This is a genomic window from Variovorax sp. P2_H12, assembly GCF_056403395.1.
Genome location: NZ_JBFUFO010000004.1, coordinates 105,336 through 122,401 on the forward strand (window position 1 = coordinate 105,336; position 17,066 = coordinate 122,401).

General features: G+C 63.4%; 15 protein-coding genes. 1 reads left to right on the top strand and 14 read right to left on the bottom strand.

Annotated elements, in window-relative coordinates:
• Positions 1-3: 3 nt before the first annotated feature.
• A complete protein-coding gene (locus AC1DYK_RS04090; RefSeq protein WP_478165089.1) occupies positions 4-3,231 on the top strand; it encodes a pilus assembly protein in 3,228 nt (1,075 codons plus the stop codon).
• A 214-nt stretch (positions 3,232-3,445) separates the two neighbouring features.
• Here AC1DYK_RS04090 and AC1DYK_RS04095 read toward each other — a convergent pair whose 3' ends face one another.
• The 14 genes from AC1DYK_RS04095 to AC1DYK_RS04160 form a co-directional block, all read right to left on the bottom strand.
• Complete coding sequence (locus AC1DYK_RS04095) at positions 3,446-3,736, bottom strand: hypothetical protein (protein WP_478165090.1); 291 nt, start codon at positions 3,734-3,736, stop codon at positions 3,446-3,448.
• Positions 3,737-4,023: 287 nt separating this feature from the next.
• Positions 4,024-4,623: a sugar transferase gene (locus AC1DYK_RS04100; protein ID WP_478165151.1), complete on the bottom strand. Its 600-nt coding sequence runs from the start codon at positions 4,621-4,623 to the stop codon at positions 4,024-4,026.
• A complete protein-coding gene (locus AC1DYK_RS04105) occupies positions 4,623-5,786 on the bottom strand; it encodes a DegT/DnrJ/EryC1/StrS family aminotransferase (RefSeq protein WP_478165091.1) in 1,164 nt (387 codons plus the stop codon). Before AC1DYK_RS04105 ends, AC1DYK_RS04100 begins: the two co-directional genes overlap by 1 nt.
• Before the next feature lie 4 nt (positions 5,787-5,790).
• Positions 5,791-6,501: a class I SAM-dependent methyltransferase gene (locus AC1DYK_RS04110; RefSeq protein WP_478165092.1), complete on the bottom strand. Its 711-nt coding sequence runs from the start codon at positions 6,499-6,501 to the stop codon at positions 5,791-5,793.
• Entirely contained in the window at positions 6,498-7,712 is a 1,215-nt protein-coding gene (locus AC1DYK_RS04115; protein ID WP_478165093.1) for a glycosyltransferase family 4 protein, read from the bottom strand. Before AC1DYK_RS04115 ends, AC1DYK_RS04110 begins: the two co-directional genes overlap by 4 nt.
• Before the next feature lie 8 nt (positions 7,713-7,720).
• The gene (wecB, locus tag AC1DYK_RS04120; RefSeq protein WP_478165094.1) at positions 7,721-8,983 is read right to left on the bottom strand and encodes a non-hydrolyzing UDP-N-acetylglucosamine 2-epimerase; all 1,263 of its coding nucleotides are present in this window, start codon (positions 8,981-8,983) and stop codon (positions 7,721-7,723) included.
• 45 nt (positions 8,984-9,028) lie between these two features.
• Entirely contained in the window at positions 9,029-10,174 is a 1,146-nt protein-coding gene (locus tag AC1DYK_RS04125) for a glycosyltransferase family 4 protein (protein WP_478165095.1), read from the bottom strand.
• Positions 10,120-11,370, bottom strand: a complete 1,251-nt coding sequence (locus AC1DYK_RS04130) for a lipopolysaccharide biosynthesis protein (RefSeq protein ID WP_478165096.1) — start codon at positions 11,368-11,370, stop codon at positions 10,120-10,122. Before AC1DYK_RS04130 ends, AC1DYK_RS04125 begins: the two co-directional genes overlap by 55 nt.
• Positions 11,367-12,587, bottom strand: a complete 1,221-nt coding sequence (locus AC1DYK_RS04135) for a DegT/DnrJ/EryC1/StrS family aminotransferase (RefSeq protein WP_478165097.1) — start codon at positions 12,585-12,587, stop codon at positions 11,367-11,369. The genes AC1DYK_RS04130 and AC1DYK_RS04135 overlap by 4 nt, the downstream gene beginning before the upstream one ends.
• Positions 12,584-13,096: an acyltransferase gene (locus tag AC1DYK_RS04140; protein ID WP_478165098.1), complete on the bottom strand. Its 513-nt coding sequence runs from the start codon at positions 13,094-13,096 to the stop codon at positions 12,584-12,586. The genes AC1DYK_RS04135 and AC1DYK_RS04140 overlap by 4 nt, the downstream gene beginning before the upstream one ends.
• A 40-nt stretch (positions 13,097-13,136) precedes the next feature.
• Positions 13,137-14,231, bottom strand: a complete 1,095-nt coding sequence (locus tag AC1DYK_RS04145; protein ID WP_478165099.1) for a DegT/DnrJ/EryC1/StrS family aminotransferase — start codon at positions 14,229-14,231, stop codon at positions 13,137-13,139.
• An 8-nt stretch (positions 14,232-14,239) separates the two neighbouring features.
• Positions 14,240-14,821 (bottom strand): acyltransferase, encoded by a 582-nt coding sequence (locus AC1DYK_RS04150; RefSeq protein WP_478165100.1) that lies wholly within the window; start codon positions 14,819-14,821, stop codon positions 14,240-14,242.
• A complete protein-coding gene (locus AC1DYK_RS04155; RefSeq protein ID WP_478165101.1) occupies positions 14,818-15,765 on the bottom strand; it encodes a Gfo/Idh/MocA family oxidoreductase in 948 nt (315 codons plus the stop codon). The genes AC1DYK_RS04150 and AC1DYK_RS04155 overlap by 4 nt, the downstream gene beginning before the upstream one ends.
• A gap of 4 nt (positions 15,766-15,769) precedes the next feature.
• Entirely contained in the window at positions 15,770-17,065 is a 1,296-nt protein-coding gene (locus AC1DYK_RS04160; RefSeq protein ID WP_478165102.1) for a nucleotide sugar dehydrogenase, read from the bottom strand.
• Position 17,066 lies beyond the last annotated feature (1 nt).

Below are 17,066 nucleotides of genomic sequence, written 5' to 3' on the forward strand. Positions count from 1 at the left end.
AGCATGTCCCACACCCCCCGCAGACCAACTGCGGCCTTGAAAACGGCAGCGCGGTCCGTATTGCTGGTCCTGCTCAGCGCAACGCTGGCTTCGGCCCTGGCCCAGAACATCACCGACGTGCCCGTTGCGGTGAAGAACAACGTCGCGCCGAACTTCATGTTCATGATCGACAACTCGGGGTCGATGAGCAATATCGTTCCGACGAGCCCGTACAACGCGTCCGCCACGTATCCATTCACATGCACGACTGCGCAAACGATCCCATCGGGCACCAGCGGCATCGAGATCGACATTACGAGCGGCGTGCCTCTTTTCGTCTACACCGGCGGCGGCAACACGTCCTATCGCCATGTGACGGTGCCGCAACTCAATTCGGGGACGACGACCGCCAACCAACGTTGTTTCAGCAATACGGGAACCTACTCTGCGCGGCTTTTGGGTGACAACAATGGCAGCCCGGGCGGTGGCTATCTGTCTGCAGACTACACCGGGCATTTTCTCAACTGGTACTTCGGCGTCTTTGATGGACCTGCGACCGGTTGGATCGATCGAAAAAAAATCACGTCCGCGGGTGCCGTGCAAACCCGGATTGAAATTGCCAGAGCCTCGGCCACAGACGTCGTCAACGGACTCCCCTTGCCTCCCAGCGTGGGCGCGAATGCGCCGGTCCGCGTCGGGCTGAGCACCTACAACAGCGGTGACGGGGGCAGGCTGCGGGTCGCCATCGGCGACCTGACCACCACGTCGCGTACCACCCTGACGAACAGCATCGCAGGACTCACACCGTCAGGCAACACGCCGCTGGCGTCCACGCTGGCCGACATCGGGCGTTATCTCTCTACAGGCTACAACGGCAACATCACTGCCGGCACGGTTTCCGGCGTCAGCATCGATGCGTTCCTGAAGCAGAATGGGACTGACACATCCGCTCGCAACTCTTGCCTCGCTGGTGCGTCGTGCACCAGCGCGAGTTCACCGAAACCCATTCAGCAGTGGTGCCAGCGGTCATATGCCTTCCTGATGACGGATGGTCGACCGCAGAACGACCGGAGCTTCAACAACAACACCTACCTTCGAGACTACGACGGTGACTGTCAAGGACCCCTTGCCGGCACCTGCGTCGACAATGGTTCCACCAGCAAATGGGACAGAAAAAAAGATCGCGAGTACGAATCCGCGGGGTCGGACTATCTCGACGACGTAGCCAAGGCTTTGTTCGACATCGACCTGCGTCCGGATCTGACGGCCCCTACGGGCCGGACGAAGAAGAACAATCTCCTGACCTACACGATCGGCTTTGCCGATCTGCAGGTCCAGAACGATCCCTTGCTCAAAAACACCGCCGCGAACGGCGGCGGCCTGTTCCTTAGTGCCCAGGACGGCCCGACGTTGACGCAAGCATTCAAGACCGTCATCACGGACGCCTTGGCCAAGGACGCCGCCTCGGCCGCCGTGGCGGTTGCAAATGCGCAGATCACTCTCGACAACACCGGCTATGCCTCCAGCTACAACTCTGGGTCATGGTATGGAGACCTGGAAGCCTTTGCGCTGGACTCGACGACCGGCCTGCCGATCGGCGCACACGAATGGTCGGCTCGCGAACTGCTGGACAAGACCACACCCGCCGGACGCAAGATCGCCTCGTTCAACGGCACCGTTGGCAGGCCCTTCACGGACGCCATTTTCGCGGGGACGCCACCCACATTGACCGCCGGCGTGATCAACTACCTCAGAGGGAACCGCACGGGCGAGGGCTCGACCTACCGCTCGCGCATCAGTCTGCTGGGCGACATCGTCAACGCCGAGGCTGTCGTGGTGAACTATTCCGGCATTCCCATCATTTACCAGCCGGCCAATGACGGCATGCTTCATGCGTTTGATGGCCGCATCCCTTCGAATTCCAGCGCCACGACCGGAGGCCAGGAGTTGTGGGCCTATGTGCCGAAGCTGATCCATGCCAACCTGAGCCAACTGTCGAGCCCGGGCTACACCCACAAGTATTTCGTCGACGGAACGCCGGCGACAGCAGAGATCACCATTTCGGGCGCGACGAGCCGCATCCTGGTGGGCGGGCTCGGAAAAGGCGGTGCCGGATACTACGCGCTGGACATTACAGACTACGCGGCGGCAGACGAAAGCCAGGTCGCGTCCAAGGTCAAGTGGGAGTTCAGTGACTCCGGCAGGATGGGCTATTCCTTCGGAACGCCCATGATCGTCAGGACGGCGGCGGGATGGCGCGTGCTCGTGACCTCGGGGTATGGCAACGGCACGGCCGACGGCAATGGTTACGTGTGGGTGCTCGATCCAAGCGACGGCAGCGTCGTGCAGAGAATGGACGCCGGCGTGGGGTCCACGTCCGCCCCCTCAGGGCTTTCGCATCTCGGAAAGTTGGCGAATACGGCCCCGGATGCCGTCACCCGCTATGTCTACGGCGGCGACCTGAAAGGCGATGTCTGGCGCTTCGATCTGGACACGTTCTCTGTCACCAAGATCGCCACGCTCACTGACAGCGCGGGGAACTTCCAACCGATCACCTCGGCGCCGACCGTGGGTCCCGTGTCCGGCAGCAGCACGAAGTTCCTAGTCTATGTGGGCACGGGACGCTACCTTTCGGACGACGATGTACCTGGAACCGCAACCGTCAATTCCTGGGCGACCCAGAGGCAGACCATGTACGGCATCGTCGACGACACCGCCTCGAGCGTGACCTTGCCGAACATTCGCGGCACGAACGGCGCCACTTGCCCGGCGGGAGGAGGCAACGGAGACTTCGTGTGCCAGTCAACGACGCTTGTCTCCGGCCCCCCCATCAGTTACCGGGCTTCCACCAACGCGGTTGACGTCTCCACCAAGCGGGGTTGGTACCTCGACCTGCCGATCACCAATGCGCGCATCAACACGAATTCCGCGCTCACCACGACGGGCACCTTGGCGTTTTCGGTGAATGTGCCCACCAACGTGATCTGCGACCCGGGCGGCAGCAGCTACTTCTTTGGTCTTAATGCCAGCACCGGCGGCGCCGTGGCCAGGGTGGCCGGGGGCAACACGTACCACGATGCGGGTGTCTTCCTGGCCTATGCCTTGGCAAGCCGACCTGTCATCGTGCAGACAGCAGAGGGCAAGCGCGCGCTGATCCGCCTGTCCGACAAGACCATCGGGAACCCGCTTGTTCCAGAATCTGTCGGGATGACTGCGCCCTGGAAGCGAATCTACTGGCGTTCGCTGAAATGACCGCCGTTGGCTCGCGTTGGGCGTGCGGCAAGGAATGCACCCTCCGCAGGCTGACGACGGAGCCGGAAATCAACGCTTCTTCGCTGTTGTCGGAAGGTCGTCGTCGGCGAGAGAAAGGCTGACACGCGGAGATCGGGGCCTCCCATGGGATCGAGGCCCATCAGCCGCGCATCGTTCAGATTGGCCCGGTCAGGATATTGGCCGGGCAGCGCGCTCAGCGGGCCTTGGACTTGAGGGCCTTGCGCAACGAATGGATCGCCTCTTCGACAGGCTCGGTGCGGCGCTCCAGTTCGCCGTTGATCACCGCCATCAAGGCCCGCAGCTCACCTGGTTCGATGCTGAACTCTTCGTAGTGAGGCGTTCGATGGATCGGCGACAACAGGCCTTGGAGGCATGCGAAGGCGCGATGCACGTCCTTCAGATTGCAGAATTCGTCGGTGATCCGCAGGGCGGCGGATGCGGCCTTGCGTGAGGATGGCGCGGGTGCGCGGGGGGACTTAGCCATAGGTGGCCTCCAAGAGCTGCGGTTTGCAACAACCGCCGCACCCGACGCCAATCGGAGGCGGCGACTCGAACAGGTTGGCGTACCGGGCAGCTCTTGCGAGAACCGGCGAGCCTCGCGGCTCCCCGCTCGAGCCGCCAAAAAATGGAGGCACGAACAACGAAGCCGCAGAGCTACTGCGGTAACAACTGCGGCTTGCGTCGCAGAACTGCTTCGGGACGCCAATCCCGATCACGCCCTTTATCGACGTGATGGGCCGAGTATAGCGAGGGGGTTCAGCCTGCGCTCGCTCACAGACCAAGCAGCGCCTTGGCTGTTCTCCCCAGGATGACCAGGTCCAACCTGACGCTGCGCGTGCGCACATATTGGACGCAGTACTCGAGCTTCGCGGGAAGCACGACCTCGACATAGAACGCCTCGGGATCGTCCGCCTTGGCGAGCAGGGCGTTCTCGTCCCTGTAGGCGATGGAGGCGAGATCGGTGATTCCGGGACGCACGCTCAGGACCAACTCGCGCGTCTCCGGCGGATACAGGGCCACGTAGCGCGGCACTTCCGGGCGAGGCCCGACGACGCTCATCTCGCCCTTCAGCACATTGATCAACTGCGGAAGCTCATCGAGCTTGTGACGACGCAGAAACCGGCCCGCCCGAGTGATGCGCGGATCGGCGCCAACCGTGATTTGTGCACCGCGCCCTGCCGCCGAGCCTGCATGCATGGTCCGGAACTTGTAGATGGAGAACACCCGACCGCGCAGGCCCACGCGGTCCTGGCAGAACAAGACGGGGCCGGGCGAATCCAGCTTGATCCAAACCAGGATGATCGGCAGCAGCGGCGCGAACACCAGCAGCGCGCAGGATGTGACCAACAGGTCGAACGCCCGCTTGAGCATCACATCAGGATCTGGTGCAGCGCCGAGATCACCCGATCCTGGTCGGCGTCGCTCATCGCTGTGAACAGCGGAATGCTGAGCATGGCCTGATAGGCGGCCTCCGAATGCGGAAACATGTCGGGTTCGAGGCCATAGCGGTCCCGCCAATAGGGCTGCCGATGCAACGGCACGTAGTGAACACTGGTGCCGATTCCACGGTCCGACAACCCCTGGATGACGTCGTCGCGCGTCACCTTGGCGGAAGCATCAAGGCGAATGACATACAGATGCCATGCGTGCACCTCGCCGGCCGGAGCTTCCGCTGGAAGAATCAACGGCAAGCGCGACAGGTGTTCACGGTAGCGCGCGGCCAGGTACTGGCGACGCTCCAGGAAGCGCGGCAGCTTCGCCAGTTGATGCAGGCCCATGGCCGCGGCAATGTCCGTCAGGTTGTACTTGAAGCCTGGCGCAACGATCTCGTAGTACCAGGCGGGCGTCGTTGACTGAAACCGGTCGAACGCATCGCGGCTGATGCCGTGCAGGCGCATCACCTTGATGCGCTTGGCCAGATCGGCGTCACGCGTGACCACCATGCCGCCCTCCCCCGTCGTCATGGTCTTGTTGGCGTAGAAACTGAAGACGGTGACGTCGGACTGCAGCGTGCCGATCAATTGACCGCCGCAGGTGCTGGGCAGTGCATGGGCGGCGTCTTCGACCACCTTCAGGCCGCGCTTCCGGGCCAGTGCGAGCAGCGCCTGCATGTCAGCCGCCAGGCCGCCATAGTGCACCGGAATGATGGCCTTCGTGCGCGGCGTGATCGCGGCTTCGATCCCGCGCACGTCGATGCACAACGTGATGGGATCGACGTCGACGAGCACGACATCCGCTCCGAGATAGCGAACGACTTCGGCGCTCGCAGTGAAGGTGTGGGTGGTCGTGATCACCTCGTCACCGGGGCCGACCCCGAGGGCCTCGAGTGCCAGATGCAGGCCGGCGGTGGCTGAATTGACGGCCATGCATAGCAGCGCGGGATCGCCGAGGAACGCCGCGAAATCGTCTTCGAAGCGCTTCGCCTTCGGCCCCGTCGTGATCCAGCCCGAACGCATCGTATCGGCCATCTCGGCAATTTCTTCGTCGCCGATATCGGGCAGCGCGAATGGGAGGAATGAAGGCTTTTCTGACATGGGGTCAATCCTTGGCGATCCAGCACAACACGTGGGTGCGCAGGAAAGGCATGAGGTTGAAGAGATGGTATGCGGCTGGGTGAAGGCGGCACACGCGGCGGCTGATAGGTGGCGCGAGGGTCACGCGGCGTACGGTCATGCGCCCCTCCGGAAACAGCGATCTGATTCTCGCCATGGTCACGCCGCGTACATCGGGGTTGGCAGGACTGTTGTACGTGAAGTCGTACCACAGTACGCCTCCGCCCGGCTTGACCCACCGCCACATCGCATCGGCCAGACGTTGCTGGAATCGGTCGTCGAGCAACGAGGAAAAAACGGTGGATTGCAGCACGATGTTCTGGCTCGCTGGAGGGACATCGAGTTCGCAAGCATCGCCGCAGACCAACTGCAGCGCCGACGGAAGCATGGCCCTGGCCTGGGCATGTCTTTCCTCCAGAAGCTCAACACCTTGAAGATTGAGTGGATCGAAACCGAAACGCAAGAGCTCAAGCAGATTTGAGCCCGAGCCGGACCCCACCTCTAGCAACGTGAGTGGCGAAAGGTCTCGCCACCCCAAGCGGCGAAAGAGCCGCAGCATCTCCCGCTGTCTCTCATGCATTGACTGCCAGACCGCGGGATTCAACGCGTTGTAGCGCCAGTCGACATTCGGCCGCTTGGCGTAACGCTGGCGCACCGCATCGAGCTCGGCAGAATGTTCTGAGAGTGGCGGCGTCATGTCATCGCATCCAAGAAGCGCCTAGCCAACGTGGGCCAGGTGTGGTGACGCCGCACGAACTCCCGGCCTTTGCGACCCATCGAACGCCGCGTCTCGAAGTCGAAGCGCGACAGAGCGCGGAGTCCCTCAGCAATTGCAGGAGCAGACTCGGGTTGGACCGATAGTCCGCAACCTGCCTCGGCGACCGGATCGTTTCCTGCTTCAATCGCGCTGAGCACAACGCATCCACCCATCATGTAGTCCATCAGCTTGTTGGGGGCAATGCCGAAGCGGAACAACGGAACGCGCTGCAGGCCGATATAGGCCACGTCCGCGGCAGCGAGCAGCGCCGAAACCTGCCGCTTCGGAATGGGCGCAAACATGCGCACCTCGGTCAACCCTTCTGAATTCACACGCTTCAGAAGCCTGTCACGCTCTGTGCCATCCCCCACCAGAACGAAACTGAACTGCTCTGTTGTCAGTATCTTCGCGGCATCGAGCAGCGAATCCAGCGCATTGGCCAATCCATGTGCTCCTGCATACACGACGACCGATCGCCCCATGCTTCGAGCCTGCTCGATGTGCTGCGCGATCTCCGAAGTCAAAGGGTCGCCGGTTTGCTCCCACTCTTCGGTCAATACGCCATTGGGCACGATATGCAACTTGGAAAGGTCGAGTCCATGAGCAGCCAGATGATCCTGGACCTTGGGGAGCATGGACACTACAACGTCGGCGTGCTTGCAGGCATAGTCTTCGGCGGCCTGGCATACAGCAATGAACGGATGTCGCGGTGACATCCCATTGAGTTCCATGGGCGAGAGCGGCCAGAGGTCGTGAACTTCATGAACCAGCTTCGCCGAAGCCAGCCGTGCAATGCGATGTGCCGGCCAGATATCCATCGGATATGTACTGGATGCCACGACGACATCTGGCTGAAAGTCGCTTGCAAGGTGTTTGGCATCCCACATGAGTTGAGCGCAAAACGCGGCGATGTTCAGCGCGCGACCAACGCCATTTCCTTGATACTTGGGAGTGAGGTACCAGAGGTATTGAACGCCTTCGACGAGTTCCCGCCGAGTACGTTTCTTCACCATTGGCTGAACACCGCGTACGTGCGAATGGGAAGCGGCAACAATGCAGACAGTATGGCCGGCACGAATCCATTCACGCGCCAAGTAGTAAGGGCGATACTCCATCCCGTGCTGCAAGGATCCTGCGTAGTGGTTGATCAAGAGGATTCTCACGACGAAGCCCCTTTCAGAACTTCAGCGATTCGCCGCGCGGCGTCTCCGTTCCCATAGGGGCGTACTGCCTGGCCCGAAGATCCCAAGGCCAAGCGAAAGACCGCATGCACCGCAGCGACCGAAGTAGGCGGCGCAAGCCGATTCCATCCCGCATCAACCAACTCGACCCATTCGGTTTCATCGCGAAGCGTGACGCAAGGCTTCTGAAAGAAAAAAGCCTCTTTCTGCACCCCTCCTGAATCGGTGACGATCATCTGCGCAGATTGCTCCATCTCGATCATGTCGAGGTAGCCCATCGGATCAACGCAGTGCATCCCTCGATGAGCTTCGAGACGAAGCCCAAGTTGCGCCATCACGGCACGGGTGCGAGGATGCAGTGGGCAGACCACGTCGATTTCGCCAGCCAGCGCCGACAGCGCCTGCACGATCACGCGCAGGCGCTGCGGCGAATCCGTGTTCTCGGCCCGGTGAATCGTCGCCAAGACAAAGGGGCGTCCGGCCACTGAAGCCCAAGCCGCGGGGCGCTCGCTGCGCGCGCTCGCGAGCCCGGAAAAGTGCCGAGCCGCGTCGTACATCACGTCTCCAACATTGTGGACCCGAAGACCGGCGATTCCCTCGCTCGCCAGATTGCTCACCGCAGCCTGCGTCGGCGCGAACAACCAATGCGAAACGTGATCGGTCAGTACGCGGTTGACTTCCTCGGGCATGCGTCGATTGAACGAACGCAAGCCGGCCTCGACGTGCGCTACAGGGATGTTCAGCTTTGCCGCGGTCAAAGCCCCGGCCAATGTCGAATTGGTATCGCCGTACAGCAGAACCGCGTCGGGTCTTTCCTTTTCCAGCACTGACTCGATGCCGGCCATTTGTGCACCGGTCATGGCACCGTGCGAACCGCCGCTGATGCCCAGGTTCCAACGGGGCTCGGGAATAGCGAGCTCGCGAAAAAACACGTTCGACATGTTGTCATCGAAGTGCTGGCCAGTGTGCAGCAGGTGCTCTTCAACCCCCTTGACGCTTGAAAGCACTGCACTTAGAGCTGCGGCCTTGATGAACTGGGGGCGGGCACCAACGACGGTGATGATTTTCATGAGGCGCGCATCGGGGATATAGGCTTTGGGAACGTGACGCGTTTTTCCCTTGGGTCTCGCGGTCAGGATCTGTTCAAAGGTCGGATTGTGGATCTTGCTACCGTATACGTCTCTCTTGTTGCGCGCTTGCGCTCCCCAATTTTTCACCGAGATAGCGAGAACTATGCTCATGCCGTCGCAGATCAGCCCGGCGCTGAGGGGTGATTTGAGCGATATTCATTTCGCGGTAAGTTGGCTTAATCTCGCGAGGAATTGCGCCACCTTTGGGGCGAACAGCCCGTGCCGAGCGACCCAAGCGCGATTGTTCCGCGCGATTCGATCGGCCCGTGGAAGAATCGCCTCGAGTTTTGCGACATGCAGCGGCTGATCATCCGGCAGGATCAGCCCGTTGAAACCATCGCGCACCAGTTCGCGATTGGCCGGCAGGTCCGACAGCAAGGGGATGCATCCTTGGGCCATCGCCTCTAGCACAGAGACAGATACCGAATCAGTCTCCGGCAGGCTGATGTACCAGCGGGCACGCGCATAGGCCTCAGCCTGCTTCTGGGAATCAAGGCGGCCGACGAACTGCACTTGCTGTCCCGCGTCGATCGAACCGACGCTGAGCCCCAGCGCCCGGGCGGCCGCCGGCAATCCGACCGCCGCCGATCCATCGTTCGCTACAACCAATCGGGCATCGAGACGCGTGGCAGCCACCCGTGCAAACACCTCCAAAACGCGATCAGGCCGGTACAGCGGTTCCAGGCTCCTATTTGCAAAGAAGAACCACGGTTCTTTCGAACTCGGCACAGGCGGTAGTTCCTCAAGCCCAAAGGGGAAGGTCATCACCTCGATCGCTCCTAACTCACGCATGCGCTGCGCCATGTGGATCGAGTCGCTGGTGGTCAAAGTGCAGGCGCGCAGTATGCGTTGCGTGATCCAACGGTAGGCCAGCGAGCGCTGTGGTGTTACCAGGATGTCACTGCCCCAGGCCGAGCCGACAATCCTGCCGCGCAGGTGGAACGCACGCTTGGCCAGCCACGCCAAGGTTCCATGCGACGTCAGGTAATGGGCGTGTAGCCAATCGGCGTCGATCCGCTTGAGCCACGCACCAAGGGTCGGCAGCGTGCGCAGCAACGCTATGTTGCCGCCACTGGGCGCTGGCGTCGTGCCGAGTGCCAAACGCCTCGCCGAAGGCACGAGGCCATCGAACTCGCTCAGGAATCCTCGACTCGAGGCAACCCACAACTCCAGCCCAGGCGCAGATGCGAGGGCTCGCGCCCATTTCAGGAGGTGCGGGCTCTGGCCATCACCGATCAAGACCAGTCTCACGACACCTTCCTCTCGCTTTGGCGGGGCGCGCTCCCCTGCACGAGCCACCATAAATATCCGGCGAAAAACAACGGCATGCTGATGGAGATGGCCGCGAGCGCTTGGCTTAGATCACCGCCCAGGCCCAGTGTCACGATCACAGCCAGCACATAGATGAGATTGCCGACGACGCTGAGCACCAGGGCGCCGCGTTGGCGCCCGGTGACCATGGGCGCCACCGTCAGCGGGGCGGCAATGAAGTGGGCCCAGACATAAGGCGTCATCCAGCGCGCATAGTCGCCGGCCTCGGACCAGGCCGGGCCCAGCGCCAGGCCGAACAACTGTGGCGCCCAGATCAGCAGGAGAATGGCCGGCGGCAGGGCCACCAGGGCCAACAGCCGGATGGCCTTGCGTAGCCGCGGGCGAAGGTCCTCGCCCTGCTGCCAGCCGCGCGCCAACTCGCTCAACAGCAGCTCCGAGAAGGCCCCGCCAAACAGGCTGGCTGGCGCTTTCACCAGTCGCACCGTGATCGCGTAATAACCTGCGGCTGCGGGGCTGGCCAGCGCCGCGATGACGGCGATCACCAGGGTCTCCTGCAGCGAGTTGACAAAGGCATGCGGGCTGTTGATCAGCGGGAATTGGCGGTAACGCCAGGCCAGGCGCTTCAGCGCCGCCCAGCGCGGCCACCGCCCCAGACGCAGCGCCGGCCCGCGCCGCCACAACCAGGCCGGCGCCAGCAGCGCCCCCAGCACCTGCGACAGTACCAGTGCCATCAGGCCGCCCGCATGCGCTGCGAGCTGCAGCGCCGTCGTGCTCGCCTGCTGCAAGACACGGGTCTGTGCGATGAGGCCGAAGTTCCGCTGACGATTGCTCCACAGGGTCAGTGCCTGCAAGGCGCCGCCGAGCATCACCACGGGCGGCAACCAGCCCAGCAGCCCGCCCAGGGGACGCAACGGCCCGAGCCGCTCCTGAAAGCACAGCGCCACCACCACTGCCACGGCGCAAATAATGCCCACACCCAACGCCACCAAGAGGCTCAGGCGCAGGACCAGCGCCGCCTCGGCCGCGCGCCGCGGCAGCACGATGGCGTACTCGAAGCGGCCGCAGGCCACGGTGGCCAGATTGGCGGCCAGCGCCGCGAACAGGGCCCAGTGCCCCAGTTCGGCGGCACCGTACCAGCGCGTCAGCAGCGGTGCCGCCAGCATCGGGATCAACTGCGCGAGCGCGGAGGCACTGGCTAATTTGGCGAATTGGGAGAGGCGATTCATGAACCGGCCAACGCACGCAAACCCGCCGCCTGCGCGCGGCTCAAGCGCGCGTGCAGGCCCAGCGGCAGATTGAGCACTGCCGCCGCCGCGGCCTCGCCATTCGGGCACTGGCCGGTCTGGTAACCGTAACGCAGGCTGCCCTTGGGGTGCACCACATCGTCGAACCAGACGCCGGGCACGATGTCGAGCGCGGTCAGCGCCCGCATCACGCGCTCGCGTTGCTGCGCCGCCACCCGCACGGGGTAGCGCAGCAGCACATCGCCCGGTGCCCTCGCCACCGGCTGCAGCACGGCCGAGCCCGCCAGCAGATCGTCGTAACGCTCGGCCTGGGTCTGACGCAGGCGCCAGACAGCCTCGGCACGGCCGAGCTGCTGCAGGCCCAGGGCCGCGCTCAGCGGGTGCAGGCCCGCGGCATAGTCGGGCCGGCTGGCGCCACTGAGCTCGCCGGGCGGTGTCTTCGCGACCAGGCCCAGGGCGCGCGCAGGCACGCGCAGCAGTGCCTCCATCATGCGTTGGGCCGCGCCCGGCAGCGCCGCGCTGAGCCGGTGATAGGCCAGGGTCAGGACCTGCCTCGCCACGGCATCGAGAGCCGGCTGATGCAAGGGCCGGCGCCGCGCCTCGAGGCGCTGGCGCATAGCCTCATCGTTGACCAGCAGGGCGCCACCCATGCCCGTGCTCAGGCATTTGGAATACTCAAAACTGAAGAAGGCGGCGTGCCCCAGGCTGCCAGCCGGAGCCAGGCCTTCGCGAGAGCCCCAGGCATGCGCCACATCTTCGACGAACACCACGCTCGGGAAGCGCTCGCGCAGGCCGCGCAGGCCCGCCATCATGAGACCGAAGTTATGCGGCACCAGCACGATCCGGGTGTTTGGCGAGATGGCAGCGGCTAGGACTTCGACATTGCAGTTGAAACCCTCGGCGGTGATGTCGACATAGCGCACCGGCAGACCCAGGTGCATGAATACATTGGGCACCACCACGCAGGTATAGCCCGGCAGCAGCACCTCGTCTTGCGGGCCCAGGTCCAGCGAGGCAACGAACGCATGCAGGGCCGAGCGGCCGGTGCTAAACAGATACAGCTGACGGGATTCGACGCCCAGACTTGCAGCAAATGCCGCCTGGAAACGTGCAAGATTGCCCGCGCCCTGGCTGAGCCAGCGCCACAGTGCCAAGGGGAAGTCATGCCAGCGCAGCGCGCCGGCCACATGGCCCTTCATGCCTGAACCAGTTCACGCAAAGGGCGGGCCGGACAACCACCATAGACCCAGCCCGAAGCGAGCCGGCCGCGCACCACGGAATGGGCGGCCACCGCCACCCGATCCTCGATCACGCTGCCCGGCAGCACCGTGACCCGCGCACCGATGAAGACATTGCAGCCGATGCGCACGTCGGCACGCTCGTACTGTGCACGGAACAGCTCCGCGCCGCTCGGTGCATTCGACTCGCAAAACAGCATCAGGCCGGGGCCGATCGCCACATCATCGCCAATCTCCAGTGACTGCCCGCCGATCAGCAGGTAGGCATCGGGCGCGATGTGCGAGTCGCGACCGATGCGAAAGCGCCCGGCGCCGGTGGCCAGGATACGCACACCCCGATAGAGAATGCTGCGCGCACCGATCGCGCTGCCCTCGCCGTGCCGAAGCTGCACCCGCGGGTGAATCTGCACGTCGCGGGCCACGCTCAAGCCGAGCAAGGCATGCCAGCGGGCCGCAAGGCGGGCGCGCAAGGCATCCAGGGCGTAGGCGAGAGAGGCCATCGCAGCGGGATCAGCGGACCGACAAGGCCGCGTGCAAGGCCGCCACCACGGCATCCTGCTGCGCCTCGCTGAGGTCGGCGCTCATCGGCAGGCTGAGCACGCGCTGCGCGGCGCGCTCGGCCTGCGGGAAGTTCTGCTCGGGCTGCGCATAGGCGGGCTGGCGGTGCAGTGGCTTCGGGTAGTGAACGGCGGTAGGGATGCCGGCGGCGCTCAGCGCGGCCTGAACCTCGGGACGGCCGTCCAGCATCAGCGTGAACTGGGCCCAGATGCAGTCGCGGTCCTCGCGAACGGCGAGGCGCTGCACGGGCAGGTCCTGCAGCAGGAATTGATATCGGGCGCCGATCTTCAGGCGCTGCTCGATCTCCCAGTCGAAGCGCTCCAGCTTGCCGAGCACCACCGCGCACTGCAAGGTGTCCATACGGCCGCCGACGCCCAGACGCGTGTGCGTATAGCGCGCGCTCTGGCCGTGGACGCGGATCTCGCGCGCGGCCTGGGCGAGCGCATCGTCATTGGTGAAAAGTGCGCCGCCGTCGCCATAGCAGCCCAGCGGCTTGCTAGGGAAGAAGCTGGTCGCACCCAAGGTGCTGAGAGCACAGCTCTTGCGCCCCTTGTAGCTCGCGCCAAAGCTCTGGGCTGCGTCTTCGATGACGGGAATGTTGTCATGGCGCGCTGCGATGGCATTGATCGCGTCCATGTCCGCCACCTGGCCGTACAGGTTGACCGGCATGATGGCGCGGGTCCGGGGGGTGATAGCGGCTTCGATCAGGCGCGCATCGATATTGCAGGTGTCGGCCTCAATGTCGACGAACACCGGAACCCCGCCGAGCAGCACGATCATCTCGGCAGTGGCAGCGAATGTGAAGGGGCTGGTCACGACTTCGTCTCCCGGCCGCAAGCCGATGGCCATCAGAGAGATAAGCAGGGCCTCCGTACCACTGGCCACTGTGATGCAGTGCCTGGCGCCCACATAGGCCGCCAGCCGCTCTTCGAGTTCGTGGACTTCGGGGCCCATGATGTATTGACCATGGTCCAGCACGCGCTGCATGCGCTGCGCGATCTGCTCCTTCAAGGCAAGGTACTGGGTCTTGAGATCCACGAATAACATCGTGCCGCTCATTCGGAACGCTCCGTCTCCAGGACGCAAGCGCCATCGCGCAGCACGTAGCGCTCACCGGTGGCCGGACAGGTCGCACGGCCGTCGACGAATTCCAGACGCTCGCCGTGCTGGCTCATCCAGCCCGTTTGCCGGGCCGGCACGCCGACCATCAATGCGAAATCGGGCACCTCGCGAGTCACCACGGCACCGGCACCCACGAAAGCGTGGCGACCGATGGTCACGCCACACACGATCGTGCTGTTGGCGCCCAGGGTCGCGCCGCGCCTCACCAGCGTGCGCCGATATTCGTCCTTGCGGCGCACGGCGGAGCGCGGATTGAAGACGTTGGTGAAAACCATGCTCGGTCCGCAGAACACGTCATCCTCGAGTGTTACCGCGTCATAGATGCTGACGTTGTTCTGGACCTTGACGTTGCTGCCGATATGCACGTCGTTGCCGACGAAGACGTTCTGCCCCAGCGAGCAGTTCTGGCCGATCGTCGCACCCGAGCAAATATGCACCCAATGCCAGATATGCGTGCCCGTCCCGATCCGGGCACCCGCGTCGACGATGGCCGTGGGATGGACAGTCGCAGTCACGATGCCAGTCGCCGCACGAAGGGATGGATATCAGCAGTGCCGGCAACCGGCTTCGCTGTCCGGATCAGGTGCACCGTCTCGATGGCTCGGCGGGATTCTTCCAGTCCGTATCCACCGCCCGCCAGGATCTCTCGGTAGCTCACCGTATGTAGATCGGTGAAGCCCTCCGAAAACTCGAGCGCTTCGCCGCTGACGTCGATGGCTCTATAGGTCGTCTTCTGGCCCCGCACACTCTCGGGCAAGTCGCCGGCATCGATCGACAGAAACCAGCGCACGCGTGCATGCTCGAGTTCGAGGAAGCCGGCGGCCTTGTCGGCCTCGCTGAGGTGCACCACGTTGCGTTGAGTCGCACCGAAGATGAAGTGCAGCATGTCGAAAAAATGCACTCCGATGTTGGTCGCCACGCCGAAGGATTTACGCGGGTCGCCTTTCCAGCTCGCCGCGTACCAGTTGCCACGCGAAGTGATGTAGGTCAGCGCCACATCGAACTTGTGGTCCAGCGGCGCATGCCGCACCTTCTCGCGCAGCCGCAGGATCGCTTCGTGGTGACGCAGCTGAAGGATGCTGTAGACGCGTCGTCCGGTTTCACGTTCCACCCGCATGAGCTCATCAAGCAGATCCGGTGTCGGTACGAGCGGCTTTTCACAAATTACATCGCATCCCAGGCGCAGCCCCGCAGCGATATGCGGATGGTGCAGATTGTTCGGCGAGCACACCGAGAAATAGTCCAGCGCGGTCGAAGGCGATCGACGCAGACGCTGGCCATGTTCGTAGAAGGACTCGAAGTCGGTGAAGAATGCAGCCTGGGGCGCGAAGCCGTCAATGATGCCGACCGAGTCATTGACGTCGTAGGCGACGGCGAGCGCATGCCCGGTGTCCCTGATCGCACGCATGTGACGTGGCGCGACGAAGCCTGCGGCGCCGACGAGGGCGAAGTTTTTCATGTCCTCAGAGCCTGAATACGGTGAAACCAGCGCTTGCCGCCTCATGACGGTCGTAGAGCGACTTGACGTCGGTCAGCACCGGCGCCGCGTGACGGCAATAGCGCCGCAACGCCGAGGGCGTGAGTGCCCGGTATTCGGTATGCCCTACCGCAACGACCAACGCGTCTACGGGGTGGCTGTCGTCGATGGCGCCAAGCTGCAGCCCGTACTCGTTACGCACCTCGTCTTCGCTGGCCCATGGATCGGTCACGACGACTTGCGCGCCCCAAGCCTCCAGCTCGCGCACCAAGTCCACCACCTTGCTGTTGCGGATGTCCGGACAGTTTTCCTTGAAGGTGATGCCCAGCACGCCGACCCTGCAGCGCGGGACGTCCATGCCTGCCTGCAGCATCAGCTTGATCGTGTTTCGCGCCGCATAGCGGGCCATGTTGTCATTGATTCGGCGGCCCGCCAGAATGATCTGCGGGATGTAGCCGACCTGCTCTGCCTTGTGGGTGAGGTAGTACGGATCGACCCCGATGCAATGCCCCCCAACCAGACCGGGACGAAACGGCAGAAAGTTCCACTTGCTGCCAGCGGCCTCGAGCACTTCGAGCGTGTCGATGTCCAGCCTGTCGAACAAGACGGAAAGCTCGTTCATGAGCGCGATGTTGAGGTCGCGTTGCGTGTTTTCGATGACTTTTGCAGCCTCGGCGACCTTGATGCTTTGCGCCTTGTAGGTACCGGCCGTCACGACGCGGTTGTACAGACGATCGACAGTCTCCGTCACCTCCGGAGTGCTGCCGCTCGTGATCTTGCGGATCTTCGCCAGCGTGTTGACTTTGTCGCCCGGGTTGACCCGCTCAGGGCTGTAGCCGCAAAAAAAGCCTTCGTTGAAACGTTGGCCGCTGGCGCGTTCGAGCGCGGGCACGCAAACTTCTTCGGTCGCCCCCGGGTACACCGTCGACTCGTAGATCACGATGGCACCGTGGGGCATCACCTGGCCCACCGTTGCGCTGGCATTCAGGAGGTGCGCAAGGTCCGGCCGGTTCGCGCTGTCGACGGGCGTCGGGACGGTCACGATGAACACATTGCAGTCGCGTAGATCGGCCGCATTCGCGCTGAAACTCAGCTGCGTCGCGGCCTGGAGGTCCTCGGATGGGACCTCCAGGGTTCGATCGCGCCCGGCCTCGAGCTCTTCGATCCGGCGCTGATTGATGTCGAACCCGACGACCGGCATCAGACGCCCGAAGGCCACCGCCAGCGGCAGGCCAACGTACCCGAGACCGATAATCGCGAGCCTGGTTTCAGCGTCCTTCATG

What these genes read in the sequence shown, in the direction of transcription:
- wecB (WP_478165094.1), bottom strand. Translation starts at nt 8,983, where the DNA reads ATGAGCATAGTTCTCGCTATCTCGGTGAAAAATTGGGGAGCGCAAGCG.
- AC1DYK_RS04105 (WP_478165091.1), bottom strand. Translation starts at nt 5,786, where the DNA reads ATGTCAGAAAAGCCTTCATTCCTCCCATTCGCGCTGCCCGATATCGGC.
- AC1DYK_RS04155 (WP_478165101.1), bottom strand. Translation starts at nt 15,765, where the DNA reads ATGAAAAACTTCGCCCTCGTCGGCGCCGCAGGCTTCGTCGCGCCACGT.
- AC1DYK_RS04145 (WP_478165099.1), bottom strand. Translation starts at nt 14,231, where the DNA reads ATGTTATTCGTGGATCTCAAGACCCAGTACCTTGCCTTGAAGGAGCAG.
- AC1DYK_RS04160 (WP_478165102.1), bottom strand. Translation starts at nt 17,065, where the DNA reads ATGAAGGACGCTGAAACCAGGCTCGCGATTATCGGTCTCGGGTACGTT.
- AC1DYK_RS04090 (WP_478165089.1), top strand. Translation starts at nt 4, where the DNA reads ATGTCCCACACCCCCCGCAGACCAACTGCGGCCTTGAAAACGGCAGCG.
- AC1DYK_RS04125 (WP_478165095.1), bottom strand. Translation starts at nt 10,174, where the DNA reads ATGGTGGCTCGTGCAGGGGAGCGCGCCCCGCCAAAGCGAGAGGAAGGT.
- AC1DYK_RS04095 (WP_478165090.1), bottom strand. Translation starts at nt 3,736, where the DNA reads ATGGCTAAGTCCCCCCGCGCACCCGCGCCATCCTCACGCAAGGCCGCA.
- AC1DYK_RS04130 (WP_478165096.1), bottom strand. Translation starts at nt 11,370, where the DNA reads ATGAATCGCCTCTCCCAATTCGCCAAATTAGCCAGTGCCTCCGCGCTC.
- AC1DYK_RS04100 (WP_478165151.1), bottom strand. Translation starts at nt 4,623, where the DNA reads ATGCTCAAGCGGGCGTTCGACCTGTTGGTCACATCCTGCGCGCTGCTG.
- AC1DYK_RS04135 (WP_478165097.1), bottom strand. Translation starts at nt 12,587, where the DNA reads ATGAAGGGCCATGTGGCCGGCGCGCTGCGCTGGCATGACTTCCCCTTG.
- AC1DYK_RS04110 (WP_478165092.1), bottom strand. Translation starts at nt 6,501, where the DNA reads ATGACGCCGCCACTCTCAGAACATTCTGCCGAGCTCGATGCGGTGCGC.